Source organism: Streptomyces tagetis (genome assembly GCF_018069565.1).
Classification (GTDB): Bacteria; Actinomycetota; Actinomycetes; order Streptomycetales; family Streptomycetaceae; genus Streptomyces; species Streptomyces tagetis.
Map to the genome: position 1 here is coordinate 32899 of NZ_JAGPNL010000005.1, position 19208 is coordinate 52106.

At 73.2% G+C, this 19208-nt stretch carries 18 protein-coding genes and 1 pseudogene; 10 read left to right on the forward strand and 9 right to left on the reverse strand.

What is annotated here, in order from left to right:
- The first annotated feature begins 19 nt into the window (after positions 1–19).
- Positions 20–748 (forward strand): Mut7-C RNAse domain-containing protein, encoded by a 729-nt coding sequence (locus J5Y05_RS18460; RefSeq protein WP_210873876.1) that lies wholly within the window; start codon positions 20–22, stop codon positions 746–748.
- 88 nt (positions 749–836) lie between these two features.
- On the opposite strand, the gene J5Y05_RS18465 is transcribed toward J5Y05_RS18460, so the two are convergent.
- Positions 837–2873, reverse strand: coding sequence for a thioredoxin domain-containing protein (locus tag J5Y05_RS18465; protein WP_210873884.1), 2037 nt, complete (start codon positions 2871–2873; stop codon positions 837–839).
- A 265-nt stretch (positions 2874–3138) separates the two neighbouring features.
- On the opposite strand from J5Y05_RS18465, the gene J5Y05_RS18470 reads away from it, so the two are divergent.
- Positions 3139–3573, forward strand: a complete 435-nt coding sequence (locus J5Y05_RS18470; RefSeq protein WP_210873890.1) for a PPOX class F420-dependent oxidoreductase — start codon at positions 3139–3141, stop codon at positions 3571–3573.
- A gap of 48 nt (positions 3574–3621) precedes the next feature.
- Here J5Y05_RS18470 and J5Y05_RS18475 read toward each other — a convergent pair whose 3' ends face one another.
- Positions 3622–4137, reverse strand: coding sequence for a YceI family protein (locus J5Y05_RS18475; RefSeq protein WP_210873892.1), 516 nt, complete (start codon positions 4135–4137; stop codon positions 3622–3624).
- 57 nt (positions 4138–4194) lie between these two features.
- Positions 4195–4824, reverse strand: coding sequence for an LUD domain-containing protein (locus J5Y05_RS18480; RefSeq protein WP_210873902.1), 630 nt, complete (start codon positions 4822–4824; stop codon positions 4195–4197).
- Between the two features lie 491 nt (positions 4825–5315).
- On the opposite strand from J5Y05_RS18480, the gene J5Y05_RS18485 reads away from it, so the two are divergent.
- The gene (locus tag J5Y05_RS18485) at positions 5316–5930 is read left to right on the forward strand and encodes a TetR/AcrR family transcriptional regulator (RefSeq protein ID WP_210873904.1); all 615 of its coding nucleotides are present in this window, start codon (positions 5316–5318) and stop codon (positions 5928–5930) included.
- 84 nt (positions 5931–6014) lie between these two features.
- Here J5Y05_RS18485 and J5Y05_RS31920 read toward each other — a convergent pair.
- A pseudogene (locus J5Y05_RS31920) lies at positions 6015–6194 on the reverse strand (TetR/AcrR family transcriptional regulator); the annotation flags it as partial.
- 28 nt (positions 6195–6222) lie between these two features.
- Between J5Y05_RS31920 and J5Y05_RS18490 the strand changes: the two are divergent.
- Positions 6223–7266, forward strand: a complete 1044-nt coding sequence (locus tag J5Y05_RS18490) for an NAD(P)-dependent alcohol dehydrogenase (protein ID WP_210873906.1) — start codon at positions 6223–6225, stop codon at positions 7264–7266.
- 233 nt (positions 7267–7499) lie between these two features.
- Positions 7500–10700: a tetratricopeptide repeat protein gene (locus J5Y05_RS18495; protein WP_210873908.1), complete on the forward strand. Its 3201-nt coding sequence runs from the start codon at positions 7500–7502 to the stop codon at positions 10698–10700.
- A gap of 573 nt (positions 10701–11273) precedes the next feature.
- Here the strand turns inward: J5Y05_RS18495 and J5Y05_RS18500 are convergent.
- On the reverse strand, positions 11274–11513 hold the full coding sequence (locus J5Y05_RS18500; protein WP_210873910.1) for a hypothetical protein: 240 nt from the start codon (positions 11511–11513) through the stop codon (positions 11274–11276).
- Positions 11506–12387, reverse strand: a complete 882-nt coding sequence (mca, locus tag J5Y05_RS18505; protein ID WP_210873912.1) for a mycothiol conjugate amidase Mca — start codon at positions 12385–12387, stop codon at positions 11506–11508. Before mca ends, J5Y05_RS18500 begins: the two co-directional genes overlap by 8 nt.
- Before the next feature lie 199 nt (positions 12388–12586).
- Here mca and J5Y05_RS18510 point away from each other — a divergent pair, with 199 nt between their 5' ends.
- Together J5Y05_RS18510 and greA are read left to right on the forward strand one after the other, a co-directional pair.
- Positions 12587–12985 carry a DUF4307 domain-containing protein gene (locus tag J5Y05_RS18510; RefSeq protein ID WP_210873913.1) on the forward strand — a complete coding sequence of 133 codons (399 nt, stop codon included), beginning with the start codon at positions 12587–12589 and terminating at the stop codon, positions 12983–12985.
- Between the two features lie 167 nt (positions 12986–13152).
- Positions 13153–13650 carry a transcription elongation factor GreA gene (gene greA / locus J5Y05_RS18515; protein ID WP_210873915.1) on the forward strand — a complete coding sequence of 166 codons (498 nt, stop codon included), beginning with the start codon at positions 13153–13155 and terminating at the stop codon, positions 13648–13650.
- 70 nt (positions 13651–13720) lie between these two features.
- Here the strand turns inward: greA and J5Y05_RS18520 are convergent, their stop codons facing one another.
- The 3 genes from J5Y05_RS18520 to ilvA form a co-directional block, all read right to left on the reverse strand.
- Positions 13721–14566, reverse strand: a complete 846-nt coding sequence (locus J5Y05_RS18520) for an ABC transporter permease (protein WP_210873917.1) — start codon at positions 14564–14566, stop codon at positions 13721–13723.
- Positions 14563–15627, reverse strand: a complete 1065-nt coding sequence (locus J5Y05_RS18525; RefSeq protein ID WP_210873919.1) for an ATP-binding cassette domain-containing protein — start codon at positions 15625–15627, stop codon at positions 14563–14565. The genes J5Y05_RS18520 and J5Y05_RS18525 overlap by 4 nt, the downstream gene beginning before the upstream one ends.
- A gap of 287 nt (positions 15628–15914) precedes the next feature.
- Positions 15915–17144, reverse strand: a complete 1230-nt coding sequence (gene ilvA, locus J5Y05_RS18530; protein WP_210873921.1) for a threonine ammonia-lyase — start codon at positions 17142–17144, stop codon at positions 15915–15917.
- A gap of 162 nt (positions 17145–17306) precedes the next feature.
- On the opposite strand from ilvA, the gene J5Y05_RS18535 reads away from it, so the two are divergent.
- The 3 genes from J5Y05_RS18535 to J5Y05_RS18545 all read left to right on the forward strand — a co-directional run bounded on the left by J5Y05_RS18535 (position 17307) and on the right by J5Y05_RS18545 (position 19200).
- A complete protein-coding gene (locus tag J5Y05_RS18535) occupies positions 17307–17819 on the forward strand; it encodes a MarR family winged helix-turn-helix transcriptional regulator (RefSeq protein WP_210874541.1) in 513 nt (170 codons plus the stop codon).
- A 423-nt stretch (positions 17820–18242) separates the two neighbouring features.
- On the forward strand, positions 18243–18749 hold the full coding sequence (locus J5Y05_RS18540; RefSeq protein WP_210873923.1) for a sigma factor-like helix-turn-helix DNA-binding protein: 507 nt from the start codon (positions 18243–18245) through the stop codon (positions 18747–18749).
- Positions 18750–18942: 193 nt separating this feature from the next.
- Complete coding sequence (locus J5Y05_RS18545; protein WP_210873925.1) at positions 18943–19200, forward strand: hypothetical protein; 258 nt, start codon at positions 18943–18945, stop codon at positions 19198–19200.
- Positions 19201–19208: the final 8 nt, after the last annotated feature.

Consider the following 19208-nt stretch of genomic DNA (forward strand, 5'->3'; position numbering starts at 1 on the left):
CCCGTGGCATCCTGACCGCATGAACGGTCCGGAGATCGACGTCGAGTTCGCCCCCGCGCTGCGCGTCTTCGTCCCCCGCGCCCGCGCCACCGGCACCGTCCGCACCGCCACCGACGGCGTCTCCACCCTCGGCCACCTCGTCGAGTCGCTGGGCGTCCCGCTGACCGAGGTCGGCACCCTCCTCGTGGACGGCCGCCCGGTGCCGCCCGGACACGTCCCGGCCGGCGGCGAGTCGGTCGGCGTCCGGCCCGTCGAGCACCCCCAGCGCGTGCCGGGCGCCCCGCTGCGCTTCCTGCTCGACGTGCACCTGGGCACCCTCGCCCGCCGGATGCGCCTGCTCGGCGTCGACACGGCCTACGAATCGGCCGACCCCGGCGATCCGGCGCTCGCCGCGCGGTCCGCCGCCGAGCGACGGGTCCTGCTCAGCCGCGACCGGGGCCTGCTGCGCCGCCGCGAGCTGTGGGCCGGCGCGTACGTCTACGGCCACCGCCCCGACGACCAGCTCGGGGAGGTCCTGGAGCGCTTCCGGCCCGCGCTGCGCCCCTGGACCCGGTGCACCGCCTGCAACGGGACGCTGCGCGAGGCCACCAAGGCGGAGGTCGCCGACCAGCTCGAAGGCGGCACCGAACGCAACTACGACGTGTTCGCCCGGTGCGCCGACTGCGGACGCGCCTACTGGAAGGGCGCGCACCACGACCAGTTGGAGGCCATCGTGTCCCGGGCACTGGAGCAGACGGGGCGGGGGTGAGGGGCGGGTCTGTCGCGCGTGGGGGCTTCCGGTTGGGGCTTCCGGTGGGGGGCTTCGGCGTGGGGGTCTTCTGGGGTGGGGGTCCGCCTCACGCCTCCGGCGCGGTCAGCGTGTCCCGTAGCCGCTCCGGGTCGGTCGTCGGCGCGTCGCAGGTGAAGCCCCGGCAGACGTACGCCGCCGCCTGACCGCCGACCAGCGGACGCCCGGCGAGCAGCGGGAACTCCCCGCCGCCCTCGACCCCGGCGGCGACGACCGCCCCCGGCGCGGTGCCCAGCAGCGCGGTGCGGTGCAGCCCGCGGGCGGCGGCGTCCGCCGGGCCGGGGCCCACGACGGCCACCTCGCGCGGACCGTCGAGCAGCGCCTCGGCGACGGCGAGGCCCCAGCCGATGAAGCGCGGGACGCGCGGGCCGATCGAGGTCACCACGCCGAGGGCCTGTTCGGCGGCGGTGCGGTGCGGCTCGGAGCCGGTGTGGGCGGCGTAGGAGAGCAGGGCGCCCGCGGCGGCGGTCCAGCCGGAGGGGGTGGCGTTGTCGGTCGGGTCCTGGGGGCGGCGGATCAGCCGCTCGGCGTCGGCGGCGGTGTCGTAGAGGGCCCCCGACCCGTCCGCGAAGCGGGTGAGGACGTGGTCGAGGAGGAGCCCGGCGAACTCCAGCCAGACGCCCTCCCCGGTGACGGAGGCGAGGGCGAGGAAGCCCTCCGCGACGTCGCCGTAGTCCTCCAGGACCCCGGCGTTGGCGCCCGCGTGGCCATCCCTGCTGGTGCGGATGAGGCGGCCGTGCTCGTCGAGGTGGACCCGGACCAGCAGGTCGGCGGCGGCCACGGCGGCGTCGACGAGGTCGGGGCGCTCGAAGTAGGCGCCGGTCTCGGCGAGGGCGGCGACGGCGAGGCCGTTCCAGGCGGCGACGACCTTGTCGTCCCGGCCGGGGGCGGGGCGCTCGGCACGCGCGGCGAGCATCCGCTCCCGTACGGAGGCGATCCGCCCGGCGTCGAACACGCCCTCCCGCTGCGGGAGCTGCAGGACGGAGGCGCCGTGCTCGAAGGTGCCCTCCTCGGTCACTCCGAAGTGGGCGGCGGCCAGTTCGGCGTCCTCGTCGCCGAGCACCGCGCGCAACTGGGCCGGCGTCCAGACGTAGTAGGCGCCCTCGGTGTGCCGGCCGGTGCCGTCGTCGCTGTCGGCGTCCAGGGCGGAGGCGAAACCGCCCTCGGCGGTGCGCAGTTCGCGGACCATGAAGTCGGCGGTCTCCAGCGCGACCCGGCGCGCGTGCTCGGAGCCGGTGGAACGCCACAGGTGCGCGTAGACCCGGCACAGCAGCGCGTTGTCGTACAGCATCTTCTCGAAGTGGGGCACGACCCAGTCGCGGTCCACGGAGTACCGGGCGAAACCGCCGCCGAGCTGGTCGTACAGCCCGCCGCGCGCCATCCGCTCACAGGTGTCCCGCGCCATCTGGAGGGCGCCCTCGGCACCGGTGCGGGCGTGGTGGCGGAGCAGGAACTCCACCACCATGGACGGCGGGAACTTCGGCGCCCCGCCGAACCCGCCGCGCACCGCGTCGTACTCCCGGGTCAGCCCGAGCAGCGCCTGCCCCAGCTCGGCCGGTCCGGGCGCCCCGGTGCCGCCGTAGTCGATCTCCCGTCCGGCCAGGTCGCGCACGATCTTGCCGGCGACGTCGGTGACCTCGTCGCGCCGCTCGGCCCACGCCTGCCGGACCCCCTCCAGCACCTGCCGGAAGGAGGGCATGCCGTGCCGGGGCTCGGGCGGGAAGTACGTCCCGAAGTAGAAGGGCTCGGCGTCCGGGGTGAGGAAGACGGTCATCGGCCAGCCGCCCTGCCCGGTCGCGGCCTGCACCGCCTCCATGTACACGGCGTCCACATCGGGACGCTCCTCGCGGTCCACCTTGACGGCCACGAAGTGCGCGTTCAACACCCGCGCGGTGCCCTCGTCCTCGAACGACTCACGCGCCATCACATGACACCAGTGACACGCCGAGTATCCGACCGACAGCAGAACGGGCGCGTCGCGCCGCTTCGCTTCCTCGAACGCCTCGGGCCCCCACGGCCACCAGTCGACCGGGTTGTCGGCGTGCTGCAGCAGGTACGGGGACTGCGAGTCGGCAAGGCGGTTCATACGACCACCCTCGCACGATCGGCCAAGGTGGGTGCCCGTCCGCGCCGATGCGGCTTCCCGGAAGCCGGTCGCGCGCGGCGTCCGCCCTCTCCTCCCACAGCGCTCCCCAGCTCACCGGCGACCCGTTCACGGCGGCGATCCGCCCAGCCATCCCGAGCTAGGCGGGGTATAGTCCGTTTGTGCTCAGCGGGAGATGCGCACCTGTTGGCTCAAGGACGGGGCCACGCGTTGCCCCCTACCGACACTTGCCTGATCAAGGGAATCCATGAGCGTCTTCACTGCCAACGAGCAGACGTACCTCGACAGCCAGCTCCTCGGCCGCCTGGCGACCATCGCCCCCGACGGAGCCCCACAGGCCCGGCCGGTCGCCTTCGTCTACAACCGCGAGCACGACACGATCGACATCGGCGGCCACAACCTCGTCGCCAGCCGGAAGTACCGCAACATCCAGGCCGACCCGCGCGTCTCCCTCGTCGTTGACGACCTGGCCTCGACCACGCCCTGGAACCCTCGCGGCGTAGAGATCCGCGGCACCGCCGAACTCCTCGCCGCGGAGCCGCCGCAGCCGGGCTTCGACGCCGCACTGATCCGCATCCGTCCCGCCCGTGTACTCGCCTGGGGCCTGGACACCGACCCGTACGAGCCGCCGAACGCCCGCAACGTCACCACGGGGCCGCCGAGCACCCCCACCGCCGGCTAGCACCGGTTCGTGACCGGGACGACGGCGAGGTCTGCGGAGCACGCCGTCCTAGGCAGACGTGCGCGTGAACCGGAGCGTCGATGTCACCGCCGTCAGGCCGCGCATCATGCCCAGCCGGTTCCAGCTCATGCCGAACTGGTCCCGGTCGACGGTGAACTCGGTGGTGAGCGTGATCGCGTCCGCGCTCGCGCCGGTGACCTGCGCGGTGACGGTCTGCGGGCGGCTGACACCGCGCACGGTCAACTGACCTTCGACCTCTGCGACGTCCTTCCGGGGGAACACGGCGTCACGGACGGCGAAGACCAGGGTGGGGTGGTGCTCGACGTCGAAGAAGTCCGCGCTGCGCAGGTGCTCGTCGCGCTTCTTGTGCTGGGTGTCCAGGGAGGCGGCGTCCAGGGTCACGGCCCCGTGGACGGTGCCGTCAGGCCGGACCTCGCCCTCGCCGGTGACAGTGCCGAACGCTCCCTTCACGGTGACCATGCCCCACATCGTCACGTGGCTGATGGCGACGGTGGAGCGGGTGGCGTCGAGCTGCCACAGGCCGGTTTCTACGGCGGTGGTCATGGAGACTCCTTGATAGGGGTGGGCGACGTCGCCCGGGTGGGTGCTTCGGGCGGGTTCTCAGAACCCGACGTTCTGGCGGATCAGCACCAGGTGGATGCGGCCGGGCCGCTCCTGCCGGATCTCCAGGAGCTTGCCGATGTAGCTGTGCTGCCCGTACGCGGCCTGTGCCCGGACGTCTTCGAGTTTGAGGCTGTGCTCGACGACGCGCTCATGGGCCGCCTGCAAGGTGGGGACGAGCTTCTGCGTTCCGGCCACCAGGATGACGTTCGGGGCGTCCCAGACGTAGGCGGCGAGCTGGCTGCCGGTGGCCGAGGCGATGACCAGGGTGCCGTCGGCGGTGATGGCGTGAACACTGCCGAGGGCGTATTCGGCCTGCCCGGCAATGGCCTTCATCTCCTGCTGCTGGGTCTGGAAGTCCAGCGTCATCATCTTGTTGCGCGCCGACACGTACGGGCCGTCCGGGTCGTTGATCGCCGCTTCGATACCGGACTCCCGCAGCGTGGCCGAGGTGTTGGTCATCACCGGCGAGCCGTGCGGTATCCGCTTCAGCACGCTCAGCCGGGCGGACTCGAAGTCGTCGACGGTCTCCACGCCGAAGCCGTGCTCCTCCAGCGCGGTCACCGTGGCGGTGAGGGTCTGCTCGTCCGGCAGCGTCGTGAAACGCGCCTGGCCGTCGATCGTGGTCATGGGGTTTCTCCCTTGCTGAGCGGGGCTCGGCAGAGCCGCGACACACGGTTCCGCCCGTCGGTCGACAAGCGTGCGAACATTCAGTCGACGTAAACGGACTTTACCCCGCTTGATGAGTGGACGCAATGCCCGAGGCCGGCGCCCAGATGCGGTGAACACGCCCGCCACATCACGCGTGCGCAGCGGACTCACCGGCCCCGACCAGGATGTTTGGCGGCGCCTCAAGTGATCGCGGGGGCCCGCCGGCCGACCTGGCCCGACGGGCCGCGTCCGGGTCGCCGGCGGCGTAGCGGCCGAGGTGCTGACGGTCGAGGCATTTCCGCTCGACAGCACTGGGCGCTCTCGGCCTCCCGGGTCGAAGCGGGCGGTCGGGCCGAAGCGGGGCGGTCGGGGCGACGGCGCACGGGCCCGCGCCCGCACCCGCGTCGATCACCCGAAGAACGTAAGCGGACTATACCCCGCATGGCGGGATGACTGTTAGGATCACCGCCATGGATGTGCTACCGGTGAGCTGGGGGCCGCCGCGACCGGAACGGGCGGACGCGGCCCGTAACCGTGCACATCTGCTGGCCACCGCTCGCCAGATGCTGGCCGAGTCCGGGCCCGATCAGTTGACGATGGACGCGTTGGCCGAGCGGTCGGGCCTGGGCAAGGGCACCGTCTTCCGGCGCTTCGGCACCCGGGCCGGGATCTTCCAGGCACTGCTCGACGAGATCGAGCGGGGCTTGCAGGAGCGGGTCATGTCCGGGCCGCCGCCACTCGGCCCCGGTGCGCCGCCGGTCGACCGGCTGGTCGCATACGGCCGGGCCCGGGTGCGCCTGCTGCTGGAGAACACGGAGATCGCCAGATTCGCGCTCGACGGCCGGCAGCCCCTCCCGAGCAGCTCCCGGACACCGGCGTCCCAGATGCACATCCGGATGCTCCTGCGCCAGTTGAGCCTGGACGGCGCGGACCTCGACCTGCTCGCGATCCAGCTCACCGCGGCGCTCGACGGCCCCCTTCTGCTGTACCTTTCCGCCGACGCGCTGACCAGCGCAGGCCCTCAAATCGAACAAAGCCTTGGCTCGGCCTGGCAGGACTTGATCGAACGGGTATGCAGGCCCTGAGAGGGTGACGCGGCCGAGCTGGACACGGCGGCGCCGGACCTTCGACGCCGAGCCGAGCCGCTCGATCAGGCGCTCCGCCGGTCGACCGTCGGTCATGGCGCGACGGACGCTCTCGCGGAGCGGTGCACGACGCCCCTCGTGGGCCTCGGAGGATCCCTGCGCGGTCGCCGCGTGGACGTCACTGACCGGCGGCGACCAGGCCACCGACATGGCGATCACCATGGCCATGACGTCGAATGGGTCCCCCTCGCGCACCAGGCCGGCAGGGGTTGGGCCCGAAGGGAGAATCGCCATGAGGAACACGGTTGGCTGGCAGGCGGAAGGTCCGTCGACGACGCTTCGGCGGACGCCGTTGAAGCGGCGCGACCTGCGGCCCGACGACCTCGCGGTCCGGGTGGAGTACTGCGGTGTGTGCCACTCCGACCTGCACGCCCTCAGCGTCACCGGCGAGGAAGGAGGGCAGCCCCTCGTCCCCGGGCACGAGTTCACCGGCGTGGTGACCGAGACCGGGTCCGCGGTCACCGGCTTCGCGGCCGGCGACCCGGTCGCGGTGGGCAACATCGTCGATTCGTGCGGCGAGTGCGCCATGTGCCGGGCCGGCCAGGAGAACTTCTGCCACGCCTTCCCGACCCTGACCTACAACGGCACCGACCGGCACGACGGATCGACCACCCTGGGGGGCTACTCCCGCGAGTACGTCGTCCGTGACCGCTTCGCCTACCCCCTTCCCGCCGATCTGGACCCGGCCGGCGCCGCCCCTCTGCTCTGTGCGGGGATCACGGTCTGGGAACCACTGCGAGCGCTCGGCGTGGGGCCGGGAAGCCGCGTCGCCGTAGCGGGACTGGGCGGCCTGGGCCACCTCGCGGTCAAGATCGCCGTAGCGCTCGGTGCCGACACCTCGGTGATCAGCCGCTCACCGGACAAGGCCGACGACGCTCGTCGTCTCGGCGCTCGGAGCCTCATCGTCTCCACGGACCCGGAGCGGATGGCCGGCGCCCGCGACCGCTTCGACGTCGTCATCGACACCATTTCCTCCCCGCACGACCTCGGCCCGTACCTGCGCCTGGTCGCCCTGGACGGAACGCTCAGCGTCCTCGGGCACCTCGGCCCTGTCACCGTGCAGGCCACCGACCTGCTCGTGGGACGCAAGAAACTCAGCTCCGCAGGCAGCGGCGGCAGGCCGGCGACCGCCGCCATGCTGGACTTCTGCGCCAGGCACGGCATCACCGCCGACATCGAACTGCTCCCCTCGGCACGAGTGAACGAGGCCCTCGACCGACTCCGGCGCAACGACGTCCGCTACCGCTTCGTACTCGACATGTCCGACCTGGACTGAACGGCGAGGTCACGGCCGCCGGACCGGCTGACGCCAAGGGGGCGAGGCCAAGGGCGACGGAGCCCGCGGTCTCGGGCGTGCGAGACGCGCCCGGGGCTTTCCAAGCCCTGGGCTCCGCAGGTGACTTGACGGCGGGAGGAGTGGGCAGGGACCCGGTGACGGGCCGGGAGGGACCCGGGCGTGTCCTCGGACGATCCCGGGGGCGCGGATGTCGCCGAAGGGGGACGCGACAGATGCGGGACAGTCATCGGGCGGAGGCGGAACGGCTGCTGGTGCGGGCCGTGGAGGAAGAGGTACGGCGCTCGGGCGGGCGCGTGGACGGCAGGGTGCTGCTGTCCCGGGCGCGCGGGGCGCTGGACTCCATGGCCGCCGCTGCGGCCGAGGAGTACGAGACGTACACCCGCGCCCTGGACGAGTCCGCCGCCGGCCGGCTCACCTTCCGCCAGCGCTACGCCCGGGACGGCGCCGGCACTCCGTTGCTGGTGGCGGCCGTGGCGGCGGTCGCCGCGGTCGCCGCCGACCTGGCCCTGGGCACCGGCTCCGGTACGGCGGTCGGCGCGGGCGTGGCCGTCGGGGCGGCCGGCGCCGCGACGACCGTGGTGAAGGTGGCCGGCGTGCACCTGCCCGCCGCCCACCACCGCGCCGGCGCCGCCGGACAGCCGGGCGGGGCCGAGCAGTTGCGGCTCCAGTGGCTCACCGCGCTGGAGGTGCGGGGCATCCGGCCCTTCCTCGACCAGCAGCGCGTCCTCACCGCCGCGGCGGGAGCCTCCCGTACGGGGCCGAGGCTGCGCGGGGCCGACAAGAGCGCCGCCGCCCGGGGGCGCAGTGTGCTGGAGCAGTCCTTCGGGCAGCTCCCCGAGCCGTCGGACGCCTTCGCCGGGCGCCGCCCGGAGCGGGACCGGCTGCGCCAGTGGGTGCAGTCCGCGCGCGCCGGCACCGAGACCCGGCCGACCGTCGTCGTCCTGCACGGGCCGCCGGGCAGCGGCCGGACCACGCTCGCCGTGCGCGCCGCCCACGAACTGCGGGACTACTTCCGCGGGGCCTGCGTGGTCGACCTGCGCGGCGGCAGCCCGGACGTGCCGCCGCTGAGCACCCGCGACGCGCTGCTGCACCTGCTCAACCGGCTCGGCGCTCCCCGCGAGCAACTGCTGTTCCGGGACCGTTCCTCGGCGGACCAGCAGGTCAGACGGTTGAGCGAGCTGTACCAGCAGCATCTGACCGGGGTGCCGGTCACCATCGTCCTGGACGACGCCTCGGATGCCGGTCAGATACGGGCGCTGCTGCCCGAGCGGTCCGACAGCCTGGTCCTGGTCACCGCCCGCTCCCCGCTGGAACTCCCCGCCGACCTGCCGGCCCACGTGCACCACCTCCCGGTGGAGCCCCTGGACGCGGCCGGCGCCGAGGAACTGCTCGCCTCCGCCGCCGAGGACACCTCGGCCCCCTACGACGCCGAGGCCGCCGACCTCATCCGCCGGCTCTGCGGGGGCCTGCCGCTCGCCCTGCGCATCGCCGGTTCGTCCCTGGGCCCGCGCTCACCGCGCGCCCTCGCCACCGACCTCGGCGCCTACGGACCGGTGGAGCCGGCCGAGCGCGCCCTGTGGCTGCGCTACACCGACCAGCCCGAACCGGCCCGGCGGCTGCTGCGACGCCTGGCGCTGGCCGGACGCGCCTCCCTGGGCACCGCTGCCGCCGCCGCGCTGCTGGCCACGGACGAGACGGAGGCCGTCCGGCACCTGACCGCGCTGTCCCGGGCCGGGCTCATCGACCACGTGCGCGGCAGCCGCCACCGCCTCCACGACGTGGTGCGCGCCTTCGCCCGCGACCGGCTCGCCGACGAGGAGGAGCCGGCCGAGCGCGCGGCGGCCCAGGAGCGGCTGATCGCCAACTACGCCGAGCTGGCCGACTCCGTACTGCGCCTGGTGGACGGCAACATGTCGACCCGCTCGGACCGCTTCGGACCCCACGGTTTCACCTCCCTGGACGAGGCGCTGCGCTGGCTGGACGACGAGTCGAGCTTCATCACCGACGCCCTCCGGCACGCCGAGGGCGTCGACCGGGCCACCGTGCTCGCCCTGCTGGGCGCCCTGTGCGACTACTGCCTGCTGCGCGGCGACCTCTACCGGCTCGGCGAGATCAACGAACTCGCCCAGGCGGTCGACGAAGGGCTCCTCGTGCGCTCGGTGCAGTGGCGCACCGGCATCGCGGCCCGGCAGTTGGGCGAGCTGGACACGGCCCGTACGACGCTCACCTCGGTCGTCGACCTGTACCGGGAGGCCCACCAGGACGCCGGCGCGGCCCGCGCCCTGTGCTCGCTCGGCATCACCCTGCACCACCAGGGCAACCTGACCGAGGCGGCGGCACGGCTGCGCGAGGCCCTCGACCTCCAGGCCGCCCCGGAACTGGCCACCGACCGGGCCTGGACCCTGCACGCCCTGGCCGCCGTGGAACGCGACCGGGCCCGCCTCGCCGAGGCCCTCGACCTGCTCACCGAGTCCCTGGTGCTGCACCGCGCCGGCGAGTCGGTGCACGGCCAGGCGTGGGCCCACTTCCAGCTCGGCCAGCTCCGGCTGCGGATGGGCGACGTCCCGCGCGCGGAGGCCGAGCTGAACGCCGCCCTCGGCCTCTACGGCCGTACCCAGGACGCCCGCGGCGAGGCGTGGGCACTGACCCAGCTCGCGCGGGCGCGGCTGCTGGACGGCGACGCGGGCCCGGCGGTGGAGGCGCTGCGCGGGGCGGCGGCCCGGCACCGGGAGAACGAGGACGCGCGCGGCGAGGCGTGGAGCCTGTACTACCTCGGCCAGGCCCTGGAGGAGACGGGCGACCTGGACCGCTCGGTGCGCGAACTGGAACGCTCGCGCACCATGTTCTCCCGGATGCGGGACGTGTACGGGCTGGCCTGCGCCCGGCACCACTCCGCGCGGGTGACCCGTGACCAGCGGGCCGCCCAGACCGGCTCGCTGCGCAACTCCGGCTTCGCCCGGCAGCTCCTGGTGGACGCGCGCGCCGACTTCCGGCGGATCGGCGTGGGCCACGGCGAGGCGTGGACCTGCCTGGAGCTGGCGGTGGTCGACGCGGGCAACGCCCGTACGCCGCAGGCCCTGGCCCTGTGCGACGAGGCGACGGCGCTCTTCGCGTCCTACGGCGACCGGCGGGGCGAGGACTGGGCCCGCTTCCTGCGCTGCACGCTGCTGCCGTACGCCGCGCCCGGCGGGGTGGAGGTGGGCTCGGCGGTGGCACTGGAGGAGCTGGCCCAGTTGGCGCGGGCCGGGCATCCGGCGCGGGACGGGAAACTGGACGACTACGTGGGGGCGTACCGGCTGCTGCTGGAGCGCGGCGTACGCCTGGAGTCGGGCTGGCAGGCCTGGACCCTCGGCATGGTCCCGGACCGCCGAGCCCGCGAGGTGATGGGCGTACCTGTGCCGGAGAACCCCTGACGGGAGGGGCGGGGGGTGCCGGGGGCGGGCGGCTGACGCGGGGCGGCTGGCGCGGGGCGGCTGAAGGCGGACGCCGGGGCAGGGCGGCGGACGCCGTCACGGGCGGACCTCCGGTGATGTGGACGGCCGGGGTCGGACGGCCGGCGCCGGGGCCGGTACGCGGGCGCCATCGTGGCCAGGCACCGGAGATGCGGACGGCCGAGATCGGACGGCCGGAGCCGGACGATCGGGCTCGGGGCCGGTGCGGCGGGTTCCCCTCACGGCTGGGTCCCGGTGGTGCGGACGGGCGAGGTCGGGCGGCCGGAGCCGGGCGGCCAGGGGCGGAGCAGGGCGGCGGGTGCCGTCGCGGCCGGGCCTCCGGTGGTGCGGGAGGCCCGGCCGTGCGGCTCGCATCAGCGCCGGCCTGCCGGACGCGGCCGGTGAGGGCCGGTTCCCGGTGGCCGGACGTGCCAGGTCTGCCCGGCGGCCCCGGCTCGCCCGGCGTACCGGCGTCGTCCGACCCGCGCGCCCGGAGGGCCCGGTTTCCCGCGCCCGAGGACGGTTGACCAGGGGGACGGAACGACGCCGGCCGGGTCAGTTCCGGGGTTCGGTCTCGCCGGACGCCTTGTCGGAGCCGGTGGCGGAGGGCTCCGGGGCCTCCTTGAAGTCGACCCGGTTCATGTGCCGGTTCATCGACTTCATCAGGCCCCACACGGCCAGCGCCATGACGGCGAAGACGATGAAGCCGAGGACACCGGGGGTGACCTTGTTCTCGTCGAGTTCCGCGAGGGTGACGAGATGCGACGTTGCCAGGCTTGCGCTCATATCAGGCATTGTCGCGGATGCCCGCGAAGAGGTCGTCCTCGGGGAGGGATGTGTCCACGAGGGACTTCGCCAGTTCGTACTCCTCGGTCGGCCAGACCTCCCGCTGGAGGTCCATCGGCACCCGGAACCAGCCCCCGTCCGGGTCGATCTGGGTGGCGTGCGCGATCAGCGCCTTGTCCCGGATCTCGAAGAAGTCGGCGCACGGCACGTGCGTGGTGAGCGTGCGCTCCTTGCGCTCGAACTCCGCCCACCGCTTGAGCCAGTCGCCGTACGGCGAGTCCAGGCCGCGGGCGAGCATCGCCTCGTGCAGCGCCTCGGTGCGCTGCCGGTTGAAGCCCTGGTTGTAGTACACCTTCAGCGGCTGGTACGCCGGGCCGTACTCCGCCTCCGGGTACTTCTCGGTGTCGGCCGCGCCCTCGAAGGCCACCATCGTGATCTTGTGCGTCATGATGTGGTCGGGGTGCGGGTACCCGCCGTTCTCGTCATAGGTGGTGATCACCTGGGGACGGAAGGAACGGATCTTGCGCACCAGTTCGCCGGCCGCCTTGTCGACGTCCTCCAGCGCGAAGCAGCCCTCCGGCAGCGGCGGCAGCGGGTCGCCCTCGGGCAGGCCCGAGTCGACGAAGCCGAGCCACTCCTGCCGGACGCCCAGGATCTCCCGGGCCTCGTCCATCTCCTTCTTGCGAACCTCGTGGATGTGCTCCTCGATGTACGGGTCGCCTTGCAGCTTGGGGTTGAGGATGGAGCCGCGCTCACCGCCCGTGCAGGTCACCACCAGCACGTCCACCCCTTCGGACACGTACTTCGCCATGGTGGCCGCGCCCTTGCTCGACTCGTCGTCGGGGTGGGCGTGCACGGCCATCAGTCGCAACTGGTCAGTCAAGACTCATTCCTCGGTCAGTCGGCGCCCTGTATGCGTCGGCGCGATCCAATGGGTGCCGCCCGGCGGGCGTCGTCAGGGGCGGCGGTCGGGTGACGGGTGGAGACTCCTATAGTGACCGAATCGGGGGGCGAATAATTCCGGAGTCCCGCTCCGGGGCCCCTTTCGGGACATCCGTTCCGTTCCTGCCGGGAGGACGATCATGAGCATGGCGAGCACGCGCCCGCCCGAGGGCCGCTACGGCCGTTCCTCGGACGAACGGGCCGACCGCACGCTCAAGATCGTCGGCGCCGTCCTGGGAGCCGTCCTGCTGGCGGTGATCGGCTGGTTCGGCTACCACTACGTCGGCCAGAACGAGATCAGCGCCGAGGTGATCCGGTTCGAGCTGACCGACGACGCCGCCAAGGTGCACCTGGAGGTCCGCAAGGACGCCGGGGTCACCGGGTACTGCACGCTGCGTTCCCAGGCGCGGGACGGCGAGGAGGTCGGCCGGGCCGACTTCCGCTTCGGCGGGGACGCGACCCGCATCGACGAGATCGTCACGCTCCGCACCAAGTCGCGGGGCACCTCCGCCGAGCTGCTCGGCTGCCACGCGGAGTGATCTGCGCCCCATCCTGACGGGCCTGACCTGGGGAAACGCGAATCCGACAGCGTATGTCCTCCCCCTTTCGCCGCTGAATTGTTAGGCTCGTGGTTTCGCCCTTCCATGGAGGAACATCCTCCTGGGTAGGGCGTTGATTTATATCCCAGCACCGACGAGGAGCACCTGTGACCCAGACCAGCGAGAACGCCACCTGGCTGACCCAGGAGGCGTACAACAAGCTCAAGGAGGAGCTTGCCTACCTTACTGGTCCTGCGCGCACCGAGATCTCTGCCAAGATCGCCGCGGCGCGTGAGGAGGGGGACCTGCGCGAGAACGGCGGGTACCACGCGGCGAAGGAGGAGCAGGGCAAGCAGGAGCTCCGTGTGCGCCAGCTGACCCAGTTGCTCGAGACCGCCAAGGTGGGTGCACCTCCGGCCGACGACGGGACGGTGTCCCCCGGCATGGTCGTGACCATCGCGTTCGACGGCGACGAGGACGACACCCTGTCGTTCCTGCTCGCCTCCCGCGAGTACGCGAGCGCGGACATCGAGACCTACTCGCCCCAGTCCCCGTTGGGCTCGGGCGTCATCGGCCACAAGGTGGGCGAGGACGTCGAGTACGAGCTTCCCAACGGCAAGATGGCCTCCGTACGGATTCTCAAGGCCGTGCCTTACGACGGCTGACCCGGCCGGACGCGCGTCCGGCCCCTGATGTTGCCGAGCCCCCGGCGTCACACCGACGCCGGGGGCCTCGTCATGCGGCGGCCGAGCGGTACTTGCGCACGGCCAGCGTCCGGAAGATGAGGATGATGACGACGGAGTAGATCAGCGAGGCCCACACCGGGTGCTGCATGGGCCAGGCGTCGGAGGGCGAGCCGCCCGGGTTGCCGAAGAGCCGGCGGCACGCCTGGACGGTGGCGCTGAACGGGTTCCAGTCGGCGACGTGTCCCAGCCAGGGCGTCATCTTCCCGGAGTCCACGAACGCCGTGGAGACGAAGGTCACCGGGAAGAGCCAGATCAGCCCGCCGGAGGTGGCCGCCTCGGGCGTCCGCACCGAGAGGCCGATGAGCGCGCCGACCCAGGTGAAGGCGTACCCGAAGAGCAGCAGCAGGCCGAAGGCGCCGAGGACCTCCCCGATGCTGGTGTGGGTGCGCCAGCCGACCAGCAGGGCGACCATCGCCAGCACGAACAGGGTGAGCGCCGTCTGCACCAGGTCGGCCAGGGTGCGGCCGGTGAGGACCGCGCCGCGGGCCATGGGCAGGGAGCGGAAGCGGTCGATCAGCCCCTTGTGCATGTCGTCGGCGATGCCCGCCCCGGCCCCCGCGGTGGCGAAGGTGACGGTCTGGGCGAAGATGCCGGCCATCAGGAACTCACGGTAGACGGACGGGTCGGTGGTGCCGCCGACCTGGAGGGAACCGCCGAAGACATAGCTGAACAGCACCACGAACATGATCGGCTGGATGAGCCCGAAGATGACCATCTCGGGAATCCTGGTCATGCGGATCAAATTCCGCTGGGCCACCACCAGGGAGTCCCGGACGGACTGGCCGAAGCGGGCGGCGGGTGTCGCGGCCGGCGCGGTGTCGGTGACGGCACTCACTCGGATACCTCCTTCGCGCGCCCGCGGCCGGCGCCGGCCTCCGGGCTCTGGTCGCCACCGCCGTCCCCGCTCCTGCCCCTGTTTTCGTCTCCGTTCCCGTTCCCGTTCCCGTTCTCCTCGGCTTCGGCCCGGTGGCCGGTGAGGGAGAGGAAGACGTCGTCGAGGGTGGGGCGGCGCAGTCCGATGTCGTCGATCTCGATGCCGCGGGCGTCCAGTTCCCGGATGACCTCGGCGAGCAGCTTGGCGCCGCCGGTGACGGGGATGGTGAGCCTGCGGGTGTGCTCCTGGACGGTGGTCGTGCCCTTGCCGAAACCGGCGAGCACCTCCGCGGCCGTCGCCATGCGCTCCCGGTCGTGCACCACGACCTCGACCCGCTCGCCGCCGGTACGGGCCTTGAGCTGGTCGGAGGTGCCGCGGGCGATGACCTGGCCGCGGTCGACGACCGCGATGTCGTGGGCGAGGTGGTCGGCCTCCTCCAGGTACTGCGTCGTGAGCAGGAGGGTGGTGCCGCCGGAGACGAGGTCCTTGATGACCTCCCACAACTGCTGCCGGTTGCGCGGGTCGAGGCCGGTGGTCGGCTCGTCCATGAACATGACCGGCGGATGGACCACGAGGGCCGCCGCCAGGTCGAGCCGGCGGCGCATGCCCCCGGAGTAGGTCTTGGTGGGGCGGTCGGCGGCGTCCGTGAGGTGGAACTGGTCGAGCAGCTCCGCCGCGCGGGCCTTCGCCGCCTTGCCCCTCATCTGGTAGAGGCGGCCGACCATGTGCAGGTTCTCCCGGCCGGTGAGGTATTCGTCGACCGCGGCGAACTGGCCGGACAGGCCGATGGAGCGCCGGACCTCGTTGGGCTGCCGGACCACGTCGAGGCCGGCCACGACGGCTCTGCCACTGTCTGGGCGCAGCAGCGTCGTGAGGCACCGGACGGCGGTCGTCTTCCCCGCGCCGTTCGGCCCGAGCAGGCCGAGGACCGTGCCCTCCGGCACATCGAGGTCCACGCCGTCCAGAGCCCGTACGTCGCCGAAGGTCTTCACCAGCCCTTCGGCATAGATGGCGCCTGGCATATGAGTCTCCACGTCGTCGGGGATACTTCGGAAAGCCTAGGTTTGTGCGGGTTCGTCCGCTTGTCACGGCCGGACGGCGCGGTGGGCGACTCCGGCCGGGCGGCGGCACTGAAAAACCATAACGCGATGTATCGCGTCTTACAATGGACTTACCTGATCGAGTGACGTCGAGTGGTGTGGGTTGACGCGCGTCGGCGTCGGCGGGTGCGGGTGCGGGTCGCCGTGGGCGGCGGGAGCCGGGCCGTGCCGGTCCGGCTGGGTTACTGCGGGTACAGGCGGGTGGGACCTCAGCCGATGACCGGGTATCCCGCGTCCCGCAGCGCCCGTTCCACCTCGGCGCAGTGCTCGGTGCCCTTCGTCTCCAGATGCAGTTCGACCTCCGCCTCCGTGAGCCCGAGCCGGGGGTCGGTCCGGACGTGGCTCACATCCAGAACATTGGCATCCACCACTGACAACACCCCGAGCAGCGTGGCGAGGGCGCCCGGACGGTCGGTCAGCCGCAGGCGTACGGCCAGGTAGCGGCCCTGCGCGGCCATCCCGTGCCGCAGCACGCCCTGCATCAGCAGCGGATCGACGTTGCCGCCGGACAGCACCGCCACCACCGGCCCCTCGAAGGCGCCGGGATCGCTCAGGAGCGCGGCCACCGGGCTCGCCCCGGCCGGTTCCACGACCAGCTTGGCCCGCTCCAGGCAGAGCAGCAGGGCGGTCGACAACGCGTCCTCGGAGACCGTGCGGACCTCGTCCACCAGATCGGCGACGATCTCGAACGGCACCTCACCGGGCCGGCCGACCTTGATCCCGTCCGCCATCGTGACCGGGTGCTCGACGGTCAGCGGGCGCCCCTCGGCCAGCGACGGCGGATAGGCCGCCGCTCCCTCCGCCTGCACGCCCACGACCCGCACGTCGGGCCGGACCGCCTTCACCGCGACCGCGATCCCCGCGATGAGCCCGCCCCCGCCGACACCGACCACCACGGTCCTGACCTCGGGGCACTGCTCCAGGATCTCCAGGCCCACCGTGCCTTGGCCTGCGATCACGTCGGGGTGGTCGAAGGGGTGGATGAACACCGCGCCGGTGCGCTGCGCGTACTCCTGCGCGGCGGCCAGCGTCTCGTCGACCACCTGCCCGTGCAGGCGCACCTTCGCCCCGTACTCCCGGGTCGCGCTGACCTTGGGCAGCGGGGCGCCCTTCGGCATGAACACCGTCGCCTCGACGCCGAGCAGCGAGGAGGCGAGGGCCACGCCCTGCGCGTGGTTGCCGGCGCTGGCCGCGACGACCCCGGCGGCGCGTTCCTCGGGGAGGAGTCCGGCGATGCGCACGTAGGCGCCGCGCAGCTTGAAGGAGCCGGTCCGCTGGAGGTTCTCGCATTTGAGGTGCACCGGGGCGCCGACGAGCTGGGTCAGGTGCCTGCTGCCCTCCATCGCCGTCACCCGTGCCACGCCCGCGAGCATCTTCTGGGCTCCCCGCACGTCGTCGAGGGTGACGGACCGGAGTGAGGCGGCCGTGCTGTAGCTCATGGCTCCAGCATCGCAGCCCCGGGGCCGTGGTGACCGCTGTGACCAAGCTCCGAGACCGGCTTCCCGCAGCGCCGGTACGCCTTGCCGCCCGGCCGCGTACCCTGTCCCCCAACCCAGCAGCCCTCCACGAAGTGAGCCCCGGCCATGCCCACTACACCTGGAATGTCGATGGACATGACGACCGCCGGTGACACCGGTCTTCTCGACTCGCTCCAGCACGAAGTGGCGCTGTTCGCCCGACGTGCCGAACAGACCCGGCTCGGCGGGGTCGGGCAGGTCCGCAACTCGATGGACCGTGCCGCCTACCTGCTCCTCAACCGCCTCGACAAAGAGGGGCCGATGGGCGTCAAGGCGCTCGCCGCGAGCATGGGCATCGACTCCTCGACGGTCACCCGGCAGGTGGCGCCGCTGGTCGACACCGGCCTCGTCAAGCGGACCTCGCACCCCGAGGACGGGCGGGCCGTGGTGCTCCAGCTCTCCCCGCGGGGCGTGACACGGCTGGACGAGGTGCGCTCCTCCCGCCGCCGGCTCATGGCCGAGCTGACCCACGACTGGTCACCGCAGGAGCGCGAGGTGTTCTGCACGCTGCTCACCCGTTTCAACGGCGCCCTCTCCGCCCGTACGGCACCGCACGGCGGCACCGGCACGGGCCAGGAGTCGTCCCAGGCGTCCTGACCCGGGCGTGCCCTGCCCCGCGCGTGCCCTGCCCCGGCGGGCCGGTCCGTGGAGACCGGTCCGTGGAGACCGGTCCATGGAGGGCCGGCCCATGGGGTCCCGTCCCGTCCACGGGTCCCGGGGGTCCCGGGGGTCCCGTCCAAGGAGACCTGTCCGTGGCTGCCTGCCCGTGGAGGCCGCACGCGGTGAGCGGAGGGCTCACCGCTCACCCCCCGCCGCCGCCCGCCGGAAGCGGATCGTGCCGGGGTCTTGACCGGTGGGCCACCCCGGGTCCGATAGTGAGACCGGGCCCGGCCGGTGCGCGGGACGGCTCCCCGCGCGCGGGCGTACGGCGGGCCCGTCGGTGGCGGCGTGCCGCGCGCCCGCTCCCACCGGGTCCGGGGTCGCGGGCGCGGTATCGCCCGCCTGGCACGGGAGGCGCGGGTGCGGGAGCGGCGGGCGTCCCTCAGGGCGCTGCGGAACCGGGAGTTCGAGGCGTTCGTCGCGGGCGCGTCGGGACGGCTGCTGCACACCGCCACGCTGCTCACCGCCGAACCGCCGGACGACAACCCGCGCGCGTGCCGCCTGCTGTCGCTGGCGCTCGCCCACACCTACGCGTACTGGGACCGCGCGCGGGGCGAGGACCCGTACGTCCGGGCCCGCGCCCATCTGGCGACCCGGTTCGCGCGTGAGGCGTGGCACCGCCACGGCGGCGGCCCGCGCCGGTCGCGGGGACCGGCCGCCGGGGTCCTGGGCGGGCTCTCCCCGCAGGAGCGCCTGGTCCTGGTGCTGCGGCTGTACGAGGGGGTCGCCGAGGAGCAGACGGCGGCACTGCTGGGGCTGCCGACGGAACGCGTCGGCGCGCTGTGCGACCGGGCCGTGGCGACCCTGCTGCGTCCGGCCCCGGACCGCTCCCGGCCGGTGGCGGGGCCGAGGACGGCGGCGCCGTGACCGACACGCGGGCCAGGCACGGTACGGCACGCGACACGCCCGTACGGTGTGTCGCCCGCCGGGACGCGGACACGCCGGGGTGGCGCCGTACGGAGCGCGACACGCCGAGCGGGCGTGTCGCCGTACCCGATGCGGGCCCGGCACGCCGGGCGTGGCGGCCACCGTACGCGGGACACGCCCGAAGGCGGTGGCCGTGAACCGGTCCCGGCGGGAGGCCGCCGCCCGGCAGATCATGGAGGCGTCGTCACCGCGGGTGCCACCGGGCCTGTACGCGGACGCGCTGCGCCGGGGCGTACGGGCGCGGCGCCGGCGGACCGCCGCCCGCCGCCTGGCGTGGGGGCTGCTGTGGGCCGTGGTGGTGGCGTCGGCGGTGTGGGCGCTGACCGTCCGGCCCTGGGTGGAGCCGCCGTCGGAGACGACCCCACCCGTTCCGGGCTGGACGGGCTGGTAGGCCGGGGC